The following is a 12,761-nucleotide window of genomic DNA, read 5'->3' on the forward strand; positions in this document are numbered from 1 at the left end:
GACAAGTTCAAGATGCAGGCCGCTCAGGAAATGGGCGTCAACCTGAAGCAGGGCTACAACGGCGACCTCACCTCCCGCGAGGCCGGCTCTGTGGGCGGCCAGATGGTCAAGAAGATGATCGAGGCCTACGAAAGCGGCATGCAGTAAAAGGTCTCAGGCGGCAGTTTTGAAGCGGTAATGCTCTTCATTATCCGACAAAATTGCATACGCCGAAAGCGGGGAAACCGGGAAGCGTTTTGTCTTCCCGGTTTCTTGCATTTTGAGGAGCAGTGTGGTATGATATCCGAAAATGTCGGAAATGGAGCAAAAAAGCATGATACAGGCAATCTCCTTTGCGGAAGGGAAGCATATTCTGGATACTTACCCCGGCAGCGTGCTGCTGGATGTGCGGACGGAGGATGAATACGCCGTGGAGCACGCGGCGGGCGCAAAGCTGCTGCCGCTGGACGATATTGAGGATGCTGATCTGCCGGAAATTCTTCCGGACAAGAACGCAAGAATTCTCATTTACTGCCGCACCGGCCGCCGGTCCGCGCTGGCCGCCGCCCAGTTGTTTGATCTGGGCTATACACACCTGTACGACCTGGGCGGTCTGAACGGCTGGCCCTACGGCATGGAGTACGGTCTCCTGTGAAACAAGCCCCGGCCCCCAAAAGGGCCGGGGCGAAACGGGTCCATGGATCACAGCACATCCATATGCACATGGGTCCCGTCAATAGCGTAGGCGTAGCGCACTTCCTTCTGCTGCCGCACCAACGCCAGGGTCTTTTCCGCGGGCCAGCCCCGGATGGAGAAGTCCATGGCACGGCCGGTCAGATGCCGGGAGTTGGCCACGCCGCCCACGGCGGCGTTGTGGGTCGGGCAGCGGACTGTGCTGCTGGGGATCATGGGTTCACCGGCCCGCTCTCGGATCCGGTCCGCCAGACGCATGAGCCTTTCCGTCGGTTCTGCCGGGAAACCGCCGCAGGCCCCGCAGGGGCAGGCGATGTAGGGTTCGTTCCTGGAAAAATAGCGGATATTCTTCCAGAAATCCCCTTTGCTTTCCTCCTGTGCCCGGAACCGGTCCCGGCAGACGGCCTCCTTCAGCGCCTTTTGGGTCTCCGCTCCCGCAATGCCGTCGACCCCAATACCCGCGGCCTTTTGGAAAGCCCGGACAGCCGCCCGGGTCATTTTACCCGCGATGCCGTCCGCCGCGCCCGGCGCATACCCGAGATACGTCAGCAGCAGCTGGATCTGGGCAACGGTCATACCGTCTCCCCGCCGTAGAGATCTTCGGTCAGAGCTGTCAGCTCCGTATACTCTTCCTCGTTCAGACGGTTCACCGCGAAGAATACATCCAGCTTCTTCCGGGCTGTCTCAGCGTCCTTATAATACTTCTTTCCGATCAGAATCTTCATAGTTTTATACATGTTCTTCCTCCCAAACATAAAAGTCGCTCGCCTCGGGGCAATTATTCCATTTCCGCCATGTCCCGCCGGTAGACCTCCTCCACCATTTCCGCCATGGCGGCGGTCAGTTCCTCGTTCCGGGTCCGCTCATAGGCCCTCTGCACGGCGTCCAGCTCCGCCCAGGGCTTCCACGGAGCGGCCATTTCCCCCGAAAACACACGCCCGTCCCCCCGGACCCAGCGCTTGCCTGCCGGGATATACCGATACCCCGCCACAGCTTCCGGAGCCTTCCCCTCAAAGAGGTCCGTCTCCGCCGCCGTCAGGCCCACTCCCGGGGACACATGGCAGCGGAAGCCTTCGTCCAGATAAATTCTCACGCCACGCCTCCTTATTTCAGCAAAATTTGCCTGATCTTCGCCTTTTTCTGGGCACGGGGCTGTATTCCCACATAGTACTGTCCGGACAACGCGCTCAGATCCAGGCTGGCGGTCCCCGCCGTCAGGGATACGGAAGCCGCCTGACCTGCCTTGAACAGGTCCCCTGTGTCCGTGCTCAGCTGGCACATGACCTGATCGCTGGCGCTTTCGCATTCGATCAAAAGCGTACCGTATTGAGTCACATCGATTGGCTTCTCCGTGACAAGCAGGCTGCCCGCCGCCGTACCGGACGCCGTGACGGACACCCCATCCTCCGCCCACGTCACACTGGGTACGCCGCCGGGAAGGGAAGCGCTCCAGTAGTACCGAACGCCCTTCCACCCGCCTGTGACGTTGGCGCATTGGTCGCCGCCCCGGATCAGATAGACCAATGCCGCGGCGATCCGCACCCAGCTGCCCGTCAGATACATATAGGCGTCCGCCGCTGCCCAGGCACCGTCCGCATACACATCCGTCCGGGTGATGATGCCCATGGATGACACCCGGAACCAGATCAGCCCTTCCGAGGGGTTTTCCGGTTCCGTCTCCGCGAAGACATATTTTCCTCCGGCACGGTCCGACTTCACCCACAGCATATTCTCCCGGGGCGCCCCCGGTTCCGTCAGTCCCACGGCCACCCGCCACCCGGCGCTGCCGCCGTTTCCATACAAAAAGCACTGGCCCATTACCGCATCACCTCAATCTGCAAGGGCACCGCCGCTCCCGGCATGGCCTCAAAGCATGTGAATCGGATGCCGCCGTCCACAGCCGATGCCATACCTACGCAGCCCCAGGCGTCCCGCTGGGCCGCGGCTGTTTTCCCGTCCTCATCATATGCCGGGGCCACATGGGGCATATCCGATTCCAGAATACCGCTGACCGCCGCGGTCTGGGTATAGGGTCCGGCACCGGACCAGCCGGTGCCAAGCACCGCCGTAAATACCTTCCGCTTTCCGTCCGTATAGGCTTTTGTCGCGGCATCGTTGTCACGCACCGGCGCTTTCAGATTTTCCAGCCCGCTGCCGCCCATGTCGATGGCTCCCGTCATGGTTCCGCCGGAGCCGGGCAATGCACCAATGTCCGCCGCCGTCAGGGTAACCGTTCCCGCGGTGTCCGGGGATACCCCGTTGACGCCCCGGACCACGTCTTTCCCCAGGTCGCCCCTGGGGCCCTGAGGGCCTGGGTCGCCCTTCTCCCCTTTCTCGCCCTTGTCCCCCTTGGGGCCCTGAATGGAGGGGATCGGGATCAGATTGCCGTCCGCCCCCCGGACCCGCAGGACGGGCCGGGCCCCTGTGGGATCCACCTGCACCCAGTAGCCCTCCGGCATGTCGCCGCCGCCTACATAAACTTCGCGCATCCGCAGATGGGCCTTTTTCTCGCCGCCGCGGAAGCGGACGGTCAGGGTCACGCCCTCCGCGGTCCGTTCCAGATCCAGGCCCGTATCCTCCAGCGCCTCCAGAATCTGATCGCACAGATTGGGCCCCGGCTCCTCCGGAGGTCCCCATGCGCTGCGGATCCCCTCCCGCAGGGCGACCCGGGCGCAGGTGGTCGTCCGCAGGTTCCCCGCGAAAACGCCGATTTCCAGCTTTCTGGCATAGGAAATCACGGGCACCGGGCAGCTGTTTCCCCGAAACAGCACATCCTGATAGGTGTTCTCCGTCTGGAAGCGGGCGGTTTTCAAGTCCGTCCCCAGCCACTCCTCATCAAAATCAAACACAGCCGTATAGTCTCCGCTCCCGCAGACATAGACCGTCCTGTCCGTCTGACAGGCCCGCTTTTCCCGCACCGCGATATGCATTTCCGGCACGTTTTCATTCCTCCCTTTCCGGGCTGCCCGCCCGGGGGAACGCAGCAGGAGTTCACCCGGGCGGGTTAATTATTTTCAACCCTGTAGGTATCATATCCTACCATTCCCATTTTGTCAAATTTGGTGAAATTCCGTTCTTCTGCAAAAATGGGACTGTTGCAAAATAGAAAACTTGTAGGGGCGGCTACCAGCCGCCCGCTGCCTTTCGGAACAGAACGCTAGAATAAAGCGCACAATTCCGTGAGATAGCGGGCGGCAGGTTGCCGCCCCTACAGAAAACACTATTTTACAGCAGCCTCATACACACAAAAGATTTTTACATTTCTGCCTGCCGCAGCTTACCGTCCTTCAGTTCCAGCACCGCGTCAAAGCCCGTCCTGGCCGAATTCGTTGCGTTGTGGGATACCAGAAGAACGGTCACTCCTTCAAGCTCCAGCACCAGCCGCTCGATTTCGGATGCCGTCTGCGGGTCCAGGTGGGATGTGCTCTCGTCCAGCAGCAGAATGGGCGTCTTCCGCACCAGCGCTCTGGCGATGGCCACCCGCTGCCGTTCGCCGCCGGACATGGTGGAGGCGTTTTCCCCAAGGTGTGTATGGATCCCCTCGGGCAGCGTTTCCAGCAGGCCCTGCAGGCCCACACGGCGCAGTGCGTTCAGGACCTCCGCTTCATCGATCTGCTCATAAAGGCACACATTGTTATACAGCGTGTCGTCGAACAGAAACGGATCCTGATTGATGGCGCACAGGCTTTCGGTCAGGCTCTTTCGGCTGATTTGGCGAAGCTCGACCCCGGCCAGCGCAATGGAGCCGGTGTAATCCTGCCGCAGCCCGGCCAAAAGATTCAGAAGCGTGGATTTCCCGGAGCCGCTGGAGCCAACGATCAGGTATTTCCTGCCCCGCTCAAAATCGTAGTCGATGCCGCACAGGATCTCCCGTTCGCCATAGGCGAACCGCAGATCCCGTAGAACCATTTCCCCCTCAGGCCGCGGCAGTGCTTCCGGACCGCCGTTGTCTTCCGGCGCCGTCAGGATTGCGTTCAGCTTCTTGATGGCGACATTCGCCGTGCGCAGCTCCGCCAACTCCCCGTTCAGCCACAATATGGGATAGCTGATGTAGACAATGAGTTCTGAGGCGGCCACGATATCTGCCACCGTGATCGTTCCGTGAATAACCAGAATCGCGCCCATCAGGAAAACACCCAAATGGGCAATCTGATTGAAGACATAGGACAGGGAACTGCTCCATTCCTTCAGGAAACGAACTCTGAATCTGCGGTCCTCTGCGTTTTCCAGCGCGCGCCTATAATTCTGTTCGAGTTTATCCTCAATATGAAAGGCTTTCGCCGTCAGGAAAGCCGAAAGATTCTCCTTTAAGGCCGTCATATGCCGTTCCTGCGCGTTCGAATGATTCTCGCCTGCTTTTTCCAGCTTTTTGGCATACAAAATGGGAACCAGTGTCTGCACCAGGGATGTAGCCAACACAAACAGCCCGAGTATGGGGCTCACCCAGATCAACACGGCAATGGCCACGCCGCAGCGCAGAAAATCCGCGTAAATGTCCAGAATAACCGCGAAATAATTGCTCCGAAGCGTTTCCGCGTCTGTCGTCATGTTGGATAAGTAGTCCGCGGTATTGTGGGAAAAGAACTTGTCGCAGTACATGTGGGAGAGCTTGTGGTAAATATCCGCCTTCAGCGCTGTCATGGTCTGCTCGGCAACCTTCAGCCGGACCGCCTGATCCGCCGCGTCAATCAGCAGATCGGCCAGAATATACACGCTGAAAACCAGAATATACTTCCCGATCTGACCGATCTGTCCGCCGTTCGCGTAATCGATCGCCGCCGCCAAAGCCCAGGCACACGCCACAGAGCTGATGGCCCGCAAAGGGGACGTTATAAGATACAGCAGTATTTTCGGGTTCTTTCGGATCAGGTATCGGTACATAGGTTCTCCTCTCTTTGCAGATCAAGATATAGTTTTATCCGATCCTGCATTGCGCCGCGCAGCGCATAACTTCCGTTACATTTTATACAGGGGCGTTCTCCCCCGCAATAGGGAAAATCAAAGCACTTTATACACTTTTCAGGCAAAGGATTCAGGTATGTACGCGCTTTGATTCGCTCTGGATAATCACTCATTTCTTTTTCCTGTTTTTTGGGAAAAAACGAGCACAGCGTTTGGGTACCGTTCGTGTAAAACTTCCGATTTAGGGTATTCATTCCATCACAGGCTCGCTTGATCCCGTAACGCGGGAGAATATCAACCGGGAAACCATTCTCAACCAGAGCGGGAATAATCGATTTACAATAAATCTTCTCAAACGCTTCATCATCAAGCTGGTTGACAAAATTCGTGCCCTTATAATTGACGATATTGACAACAAAGACACTGCATTTGATTTTCAGGCTCTTAAGCAGTCTGAGAAATTCGGGGAAATCCGCTATGTTTCCATGGTGTGCGTTGTATTCTATATTGAGCCGATATTGTGGCAATTCAAAAAGGTCTGCTACATTTTGCAGATTCCGCAGCACCCTCCGGAAGGTTTTTGACCTTAGTGTGTCATGGTCCTCTGGCAACGACAGCGTTGTAGCTACGCTCAGATTATCAAAGCCCAGTAAAAATTCTCTCGTCAGCAGCGTGCAGTTTGAATCGATTTCGTAGGTCACTGTCATGTGCTTATTTTCACGATCAATGATCTCCTTAATTTCCCGATTCAGTTCGAACATGAAATCAGCTTTGAGTAAAGGTTCTCCGCCAAAATATTTGATTGTGATGTGTGCATTCGCATCCGCATTCCTGACAATATCAGAAATATAGTCCAGTATCCATTCTTTGTACTTGTCAGTGGATAGCGCATCCCCATGATTCCAATCAAGCTGATAGCAATATGCGCATGCACAATTACAGATCTCTGTCAGACTGATAACGAGCCTGACGTCATTATAGTCCTTCTGTGGAATATTTGCAAGAACAATTTGCCTCTGGATATCCTCTTCATTTGTAAAAAACAAATTTCCTTCCAAATATTGCAGTATTTTCTCATCTTTTGTTACGCATTCCCACCTCTTTTCGTCGTCCAGATAAACACAACCCGGCTCTAGAAGCACTAATGCGCCATTAATTTTATTATAAACGGCATATTCTCCTTCATATGCAACTATATCAATATAATTACTGAAGTATTTCGTATCCGTGTGTGTAGGAATCATTTTGTTCATCTCCACTTTATAAAGGGGCCTTACTGCTAAGGCCCCCTTTGTTTTTAGCCGAATGGATCCATGTCGTGCTTGGAATCGTGACCATGCGCACAGCCTCTGCTCATGTGCACAATCTTGCTGGCTTCAACCAAAATCTTCATCGCAATGCTCCTTTCCCAGAATTTTATACAAATAGATTCATGCAGCTTTGCAGCAGACATATCTATATGCATACTTACAGAATAAAAACGTTCAGTATTCTCTATCTGTTTACTGTTTCCCGATTGCATAGGAAACTAAGCATATTGTACCGCGCAAGACAGAAAAGGCCATGCCGTAATCGGAAAATTTTCTTTTCCGCTCACAACATGGCCTTTTGTGGGGTGCTCCTTTAGTATTTTGACAGATACGAAACAAGGAGTACCCTTACTATGTTTAGGAAAATATTCTTCCTCATCCTCTCACTCTTCATTGCAGCTGGAATGTTCTTTAACTCAACGGCTCAGTCCTTCGATGACAGCAATGAAAGCAAAATAACAATGTGTGTTTTGGCAGAAAAAGAAGAGCTATACTGATATCGACTCGCCAAAGCTCTCTTCGTAAAAATCCTGCATAGTCTTTAATATCTTCTGATTGTCTATTGCGCACGAGAAATATATTGCATCTTTGAGTGCCCTCTTTGCAACCTCCCTGTCCTCTGTCCGATTTCTCTGCAGCAATGCCCAAGCTCGGTTAAAAAGTGTCTCTCCGAGAAGCGGGCAACGTCCAGTTGTCCGCGCAATACGAATACCCAAATCGCAAATTTCAATACATTCATCATAGCGTCCGCTCAGTCCCAAATATTTCGAGAGATTGTACAGGATCATTGGCTGTGTACGCAGTGCCTCTTCCACACTAATGACATGATGGTCAAAATACTCTTTCAGTGCCGTGAGTATCTCAATTGCCTGTGCGGTATCTCCCCGCGCATTGTGACATATGGCAATGTTGTTCAGCAGAATTATTTCATCATAGGAGAGAACCCTTGGAATGACGCCGCTTTTGAACTTCGGGCAGGTCAGTTGAATGGCTGCTTCCAATTGCTCTAATCGCTCCCCATTCGTGTATTTTGACTTATTAATCAGGGCATCGTGCAGCAGGATAAATTGTCTGTCGATTTTTGTGGGATTCTCCAGTGCGCTTTCAAGCACTCTCATATATTTACCTGCAAGTGCGTAATTGCCTGAAACAAACTCCTGACGTACCTTAAACTTTAATTCGTAAGTCTGAAAGTCCTGTTTGTCCGTAAAAAAATCCAGCGACATTGCGGAATAGCCGAGCCGCTGCATGAACATTTCAAAGTGATCCTTCGTTGGCATCCGCTCCCCGTTTTCGATGCGGGAAAGCGTAGGCACAGAACAGATCCCATCTGCCAGATCCTCCTGCGTGATCCCCAGTTCTTCCCGACGATTCTTGATAACCGTGCCCAATTGAAATACAGCCATATCTACCCTCCATACAGTTTCCCCAGGCCAACGGCTGAATTGTCTCTTTTCCGGTATCCTGAGGATATGAACCGCCTATCGGCGGTATCCTTTTTCGCGCACATTATAACACAAGCCCGCCCCCAACATCAAGGGGGGCGGGCTGCTGCTTAGTACAGTGTTTCCTCGTTTTCACGGAAGAGCTTGTCGTTGACGTCGAACAGATCCATGTTGTTTGCCAGGCCGTAGAGAATAATGGCGTCCCGGCGGTTTTTGGGGTAGAGCTGGGCGTGGCCGCAGTGCTTCAGAAGCAGCTGGGTCTCCTCCACCGTGGCGTCCAGGCCGAAGCAAAGGCACAGCAGACGGCTGCGGGAGGGGTTCCGGCGCCCCGCGAAGACCTGGTGCAGGTACACCTCGCTCATGCCGGAGAGCCTGGCCAGCGCCGCCTTGGAAATTCGATGCTTCTGAAACAGCGCGTTCAGCATTTCGCCGATCCTGCCACCGTCAAAATCCTCCTGGTTGTCCGTCAGAAACTGGTCCAGATCCGGAGACTCCATTAGCTCCTGCCGGAGATCGTCTGTATTTTTCATAATTACTCCGCCTTTACAATCTTTACAAAGATGTGAACTTCTTATATAATAAGACCGTACACAACAAAAATCAATATGCTGGCTGCATAGGAAAAGAGAAAATTATGTATGATTTCCTGCTTTCTTCCGTAGAGGAACATTATGAGGTCGTAAAAGAACTCAAATCCGGCCCCCGGGGCAGCGTCCGGCTGCTGCGCCACAAGGAGACCGGGAAACGTTTCATATTCAGAACTTATCAGGGCAACGCTGAGGTTTACCGGAAGCTTCTGGAGATCACCAGCCCCCACCTGCCGGAAATTCTGGAGGTGGGTGAGAAAGACGGAAACGTGGCGGTGCTGGAGGAGTACATTCAGGGCGATACCCTGGCGGCACTGCTGAAGGCCGACGTCTTCTCCCAGAAGGAGGCCCGGCGGCTCGGCAGGCAGATCTGCGCGGGACTGTGGGCGCTGCACGCCCTTGGGGCCGTTCACCGGGACGTGAAGCCCGAAAACGTGATCCTTCGGGGGAACCAGGCGGTGCTCATCGACTTTGACGCCTCCAGACTTGTCAAAGAACAGAACACCACCGACACACTGGTGCTGGGCACCACGGGCTACGCCGCCCCGGAGCAGTACGGCATCGCCCAGTCGGACCGCCGGACGGACATTTACGCCATGGGCATCCTGCTGAATATCCTGTGCACCGGCCGCCACCCCTCGGAGGTCCCCGCAAAGGGCCATCTGGGCCGGGTGATCCGCAAGTGCACCATGATGAGCCCGGACAACCGCTACCAGGATGTCCTGTCCCTGATGGAGGCGCTGTAATATGGAACACAAATGTCTTTATTGTGGCGCCCCCTTGCCGGAGGGGGCTTTCTTCTGCCATTGCTGCGCCAGAAGTCAGGGGCAAAAGCGGCTGTTTTTGCCGCCCCGGCGGCGCCGACGGATCCGGTGGCCCCTGTGGGCCGCTGCCGCGGCGGCGCTTCTCGCGATTGCCTGCGTGCCCATTCTTCGCAGCCAGGCAGCTCCGTCAGATTCGCTGCCCACCGGCCAGCCCACCGCTCTGCCGGAGGCCACTGTCTCCACTGCTGCGCAAACCGTTCCCATCCCGGAAACCACCCTCCCTGAGGAATCTCTGACGCAGCTGCAGGAGCTGGCTCTGAATGCCATTGAGGAGGCCCTGGCCACCCCAGATCTGGAAACCCACACGCCCCAGCTCACCAATGCCATCGAATACCGTTCAGGCAACTGGGACGGCAAACGGAGCACCTTCCACGGCCTGCTGCTCCGGCTGGAGGGAAATTTCCTTCTGGAGGATGAATATGACAGTCACCTGAACGTGCTTCTGGATATGGACACCGGCGAGATTCTGAATTCCACCCAGCTGGACTATGACCGGATTCGGGCCTATCAACGGACCGTGGCCGACCGGGAGCAGTACCACCATCTGCTGCTGAATGCCTACCGCAGCTTTCTGGAGGATGATCTTTTACAAATCTGGATGGACTCCGAGATCCGGGACGAACTGCCCCGGGAGGATCTGGACGCCGTAAATTCCAGACTCGCTCTGGATTTCCCGGAGAAAGAAGCCGAAATGGGATTCGGATTCCCCGGTGAAATTCCGCTCCCCGTCCAAAGCTGTTCCTTTGAGGAAGGCGCTCTGGCAGAGCTGGAAGCGCTTCCCTACGACTATTCCGAGGACGCTCTGGCTGCCGTGGCGGATGCGCTGAAGATACAGGATTCCGGCCCGGTCCGGATGCAGTCGAACCACCTGGAAAATGTTCAGGATGCCCGCTTCTACATCGTCAACGGGGAAAAGCGGGGCCAGCGGGTGCTCCACACCAACGGAGACCAGGAATACGTGCTCTACCACGATTTTGAAAACGGCGTCTGGGCCCGCCATCTCTGGGTCTATGCCAACGGCGTGATGATGGACGACTACTGGTACGCCGACGGCACAAGGGCCGCCCGCTTTGCTCTGACGGAGGACGGCCAGTATACCGAGATGCTCTACTATCCCGGCGGGAAACAGTCCTACCGGTTTCTCCGGGACGCAGGCGTTGAGCAGGCCGAGATCCACGCGCCGGAGGGCAGTGCGCGTCTTACCCTGAATGCCTCCGGCGCCGGCACGGAGCTTTCCGCCTACGCCGCAAACGGCTCCCGAAGCCGCCACATCTGGTTCTTCCCGGACGGAAGCACCCAGACCGAATAACGCGCAAAAGCCGCAAGATATGCACAGCCTTTCCGGCTGTGCATAATTCTTTCTCTTTTCAGTCGGAATCTGTGGATAGTGCCCATTGAAATTTTCCTTAAAACGGTGTATGATATAGGAACCATGCAAGAATGTGAAATAATTCTTGCAAAACAACAAATTCCGGAGGTAGCTATGAAACCCTATTCCGAATTGACCCGTCAGGAGCTGCTGGAGCTGAAGGACAGCCTGAAGGCGGAATACAACGACTATCAGAAGCGGAAGCTCTCCCTGAATATGGCGCGAGGCAAGCCCAGCCAGGCCCAGCTGGATCTCTCCATGGGCATGATGGACGTTCTGAACAGCGACAGCGACCTGACCTGCGAAGACGGCACCGACTGCCGGAACTACGGCGTGCTGGACGGCATCGAAGAATGCAAGGAGCTGATGGCCGACATGATGGAGGTCCGCCCCGACCAAGTCATCATCTACGGAAACTCCAGCCTGAACGTCATGTACGATACCGTGGCCCGCTCCATGATCAGCGGCGTTATGGGCTCTACCCCCTGGTGCAAGCTGGACAAGGTGAAATTTCTCTGCCCTGTCCCCGGCTACGACCGGCACTTTGCCATTACCCAGTATTTCGGCATTGAGATGATCAACATCCCCATGCTGTCCACCGGCCCGGATATGGACATGGTGGAGGAACTGGTTTCTTCCGACGCCTCCATCAAGGGCATCTGGTGCGTACCCAAGTACTCCAACCCCCAGGGCATTTCCTATTCCGATGAGACCGTCCGCCGGTTTGCCCGTCTGAAGCCCGCCGCCGTGGACTTCCGCATCTACTGGGACAACGCCTACACCATCCACCACCTGTACGACCACGACCAGGACCACCTGATTGAGATTCTGGCGGAGTGCAAGCGGGCCGGAAATCCCGACCTGGCTTACAAGTTCGCCTCCACCTCCAAGATCAGCTTCCCCGGCTCCGGCATCTCCGCCCTGGCCGCTTCCCAAAATAACCTTGTGGACATCCGGGCCCAGATGAAGGTCCAGACCATCGGCCACGACAAGGTGAACCAGCTGCGCCACGTCCGCTTCTTCGGCGACATCCACGGCATGGTGGAGCATATGCGCAAGCACGCCGAGATCCTGCGGCCCAAGTTTGAGATCGTCCGCAATACTCTGGAAGCGGAACTGGGCGACCTGGGCATCGGCAGCTGGACCAATCCCAAGGGCGGCTACTTTGTCTCCTTTGATTCTCTGGACGGCTGCGCCAGAGAAATTGTCTCCCGGTGCAAGAAGGCCGGTCTGGTGCTGACCGGCGCCGGCGCTACCTACCCCTACGGCAAGGATCCCCACGACAGCAATATCCGCATTGCCCCCTCCTTCCCCTCCAATGACGACCTGGCGCTGGCTATGAAGGTCTTCACCTGCGTAGTCAAGCTGGTCAGCGTCAAGAAGTATCTGGCGGATATGGACGCCGCCGCGCAATAATCCCAAAATGGCACAAGGGCCGCTGCAAACCGCAGCGGCCCTTGACGTTTTTTTAGGGAACTGTTTATAGATTAGTGCGGAATAGACTTTCCCGCTGCAGTCTTTTAATGCTAAGGTTTCGTTTTTCAGGTTTCTAACGACACCCCTGTCCGCCCATAGGCTGGGTGCCTCCGGCGGCGGTTTTCTTGCTTCTGCAAGAAAATCGATAAGAAGCAGCCTCAAGGGGGCGCTGACCG

Annotated in this window: 14 protein-coding genes; 5 read left to right on the top strand and 9 right to left on the bottom strand. The window is 55.5% G+C overall.

Going from position 1 to position 12,761, the window contains the following annotated elements:
• The coding region (locus KQI10_RS02000; RefSeq protein WP_216565745.1) for an alpha/beta-type small acid-soluble spore protein at window positions 1–147 on the top strand (147 nt) is incomplete at its 5' end.
• 166 nt (window positions 148–313) lie between these two features.
• Window positions 314–634 (top strand): rhodanese-like domain-containing protein, encoded by a 321-nt coding sequence (locus KQI10_RS02005; protein WP_216565732.1) that lies wholly within the window; start codon window positions 314–316, stop codon window positions 632–634.
• Between the two features lie 47 nt (window positions 635–681).
• Here the strand turns inward: KQI10_RS02005 and KQI10_RS02010 are convergent, their stop codons facing one another.
• The 9 genes from KQI10_RS02010 to KQI10_RS02050 form a co-directional block, all read right to left on the bottom strand.
• Window positions 682–1,248 carry a peptidoglycan-binding protein gene (locus KQI10_RS02010; protein WP_216565733.1) on the bottom strand — a complete coding sequence of 189 codons (567 nt, stop codon included), beginning with the start codon at window positions 1,246–1,248 and terminating at the stop codon, window positions 682–684.
• Window positions 1,245–1,409 (bottom strand): hypothetical protein, encoded by a 165-nt coding sequence (locus tag KQI10_RS02015; RefSeq protein WP_216565734.1) that lies wholly within the window; start codon window positions 1,407–1,409, stop codon window positions 1,245–1,247. The genes KQI10_RS02010 and KQI10_RS02015 overlap by 4 nt, the downstream gene beginning before the upstream one ends.
• Window positions 1,410–1,450: 41 nt before the next feature.
• The gene (locus tag KQI10_RS02020) at window positions 1,451–1,765 is read right to left on the bottom strand and encodes a hypothetical protein (RefSeq protein WP_216565735.1); all 315 of its coding nucleotides are present in this window, start codon (window positions 1,763–1,765) and stop codon (window positions 1,451–1,453) included.
• Window positions 1,766–1,776: 11 nt separating this feature from the next.
• Window positions 1,777–2,490, bottom strand: coding sequence for a hypothetical protein (locus tag KQI10_RS02025; protein WP_216565736.1), 714 nt, complete (start codon window positions 2,488–2,490; stop codon window positions 1,777–1,779).
• Window positions 2,490–3,611 carry a collagen-like protein gene (locus KQI10_RS02030; protein WP_216565737.1) on the bottom strand — a complete coding sequence of 374 codons (1,122 nt, stop codon included), beginning with the start codon at window positions 3,609–3,611 and terminating at the stop codon, window positions 2,490–2,492. Before KQI10_RS02030 ends, KQI10_RS02025 begins: the two co-directional genes overlap by 1 nt.
• 316 nt (window positions 3,612–3,927) lie before the next feature.
• Window positions 3,928–5,553 carry an ABC transporter ATP-binding protein gene (locus tag KQI10_RS02035; protein WP_216565738.1) on the bottom strand — a complete coding sequence of 542 codons (1,626 nt, stop codon included), beginning with the start codon at window positions 5,551–5,553 and terminating at the stop codon, window positions 3,928–3,930.
• Window positions 5,538–6,818: a radical SAM protein gene (locus KQI10_RS02040; protein WP_216565739.1), complete on the bottom strand. Its 1,281-nt coding sequence runs from the start codon at window positions 6,816–6,818 to the stop codon at window positions 5,538–5,540. Before KQI10_RS02040 ends, KQI10_RS02035 begins: the two co-directional genes overlap by 16 nt.
• A gap of 554 nt (window positions 6,819–7,372) precedes the next feature.
• On the bottom strand, window positions 7,373–8,290 hold the full coding sequence (locus KQI10_RS02045) for a helix-turn-helix domain-containing protein (RefSeq protein WP_216565740.1): 918 nt from the start codon (window positions 8,288–8,290) through the stop codon (window positions 7,373–7,375).
• Window positions 8,291–8,439: 149 nt separating this feature from the next.
• Window positions 8,440–8,859, bottom strand: coding sequence for a helix-turn-helix transcriptional regulator (locus tag KQI10_RS02050; protein ID WP_216565741.1), 420 nt, complete (start codon window positions 8,857–8,859; stop codon window positions 8,440–8,442).
• Window positions 8,860–8,963: 104 nt separating this feature from the next.
• Between KQI10_RS02050 and KQI10_RS02055 the strand changes: the two genes are divergently transcribed.
• From KQI10_RS02055 to KQI10_RS02065, 3 genes are all read left to right on the top strand, one after another.
• Window positions 8,964–9,662 carry a serine/threonine-protein kinase gene (locus tag KQI10_RS02055; RefSeq protein ID WP_216565742.1) on the top strand — a complete coding sequence of 233 codons (699 nt, stop codon included), beginning with the start codon at window positions 8,964–8,966 and terminating at the stop codon, window positions 9,660–9,662.
• A gap of 1 nt (window position 9,663) precedes the next feature.
• The gene (locus KQI10_RS02060) at window positions 9,664–11,049 is read left to right on the top strand and encodes a hypothetical protein (protein WP_216565743.1); all 1,386 of its coding nucleotides are present in this window, start codon (window positions 9,664–9,666) and stop codon (window positions 11,047–11,049) included.
• 174 nt (window positions 11,050–11,223) lie between these two features.
• Window positions 11,224–12,525, top strand: coding sequence for a PLP-dependent aminotransferase family protein (locus tag KQI10_RS02065; protein WP_216565744.1), 1,302 nt, complete (start codon window positions 11,224–11,226; stop codon window positions 12,523–12,525).
• Window positions 12,526–12,761: the final 236 nt, after the last annotated feature.

The sequence above is a fragment of the Pseudoflavonifractor sp. MSJ-30 genome (assembly GCF_018918045.1).
Taxonomy (GTDB): domain Bacteria; phylum Bacillota; class Clostridia; order Oscillospirales; family Oscillospiraceae; genus Faecousia.

What these genes read in the sequence shown, in the direction of transcription:
- KQI10_RS02005 (WP_216565732.1), top strand. Translation starts at nt 314, where the DNA reads ATGATACAGGCAATCTCCTTTGCGGAAGGGAAGCATATTCTGGATACT.
- KQI10_RS02010 (WP_216565733.1), bottom strand. Translation starts at nt 1,248, where the DNA reads ATGACCGTTGCCCAGATCCAGCTGCTGCTGACGTATCTCGGGTATGCG.
- KQI10_RS02015 (WP_216565734.1), bottom strand. Translation starts at nt 1,409, where the DNA reads ATGTATAAAACTATGAAGATTCTGATCGGAAAGAAGTATTATAAGGAC.
- KQI10_RS02025 (WP_216565736.1), bottom strand. Translation starts at nt 2,490, where the DNA reads ATGGGCCAGTGCTTTTTGTATGGAAACGGCGGCAGCGCCGGGTGGCGG.
- KQI10_RS02035 (WP_216565738.1), bottom strand. Translation starts at nt 5,553, where the DNA reads ATGTACCGATACCTGATCCGAAAGAACCCGAAAATACTGCTGTATCTT.
- KQI10_RS02040 (WP_216565739.1), bottom strand. Translation starts at nt 6,818, where the DNA reads ATGATTCCTACACACACGGATACGAAATACTTCAGTAATTATATTGAT.
- KQI10_RS02045 (WP_216565740.1), bottom strand. Translation starts at nt 8,290, where the DNA reads ATGGCTGTATTTCAATTGGGCACGGTTATCAAGAATCGTCGGGAAGAA.
- KQI10_RS02050 (WP_216565741.1), bottom strand. Translation starts at nt 8,859, where the DNA reads ATGAAAAATACAGACGATCTCCGGCAGGAGCTAATGGAGTCTCCGGAT.
- KQI10_RS02055 (WP_216565742.1), top strand. Translation starts at nt 8,964, where the DNA reads ATGTATGATTTCCTGCTTTCTTCCGTAGAGGAACATTATGAGGTCGTA.
- KQI10_RS02060 (WP_216565743.1), top strand. Translation starts at nt 9,664, where the DNA reads ATGGAACACAAATGTCTTTATTGTGGCGCCCCCTTGCCGGAGGGGGCT.
- KQI10_RS02065 (WP_216565744.1), top strand. Translation starts at nt 11,224, where the DNA reads ATGAAACCCTATTCCGAATTGACCCGTCAGGAGCTGCTGGAGCTGAAG.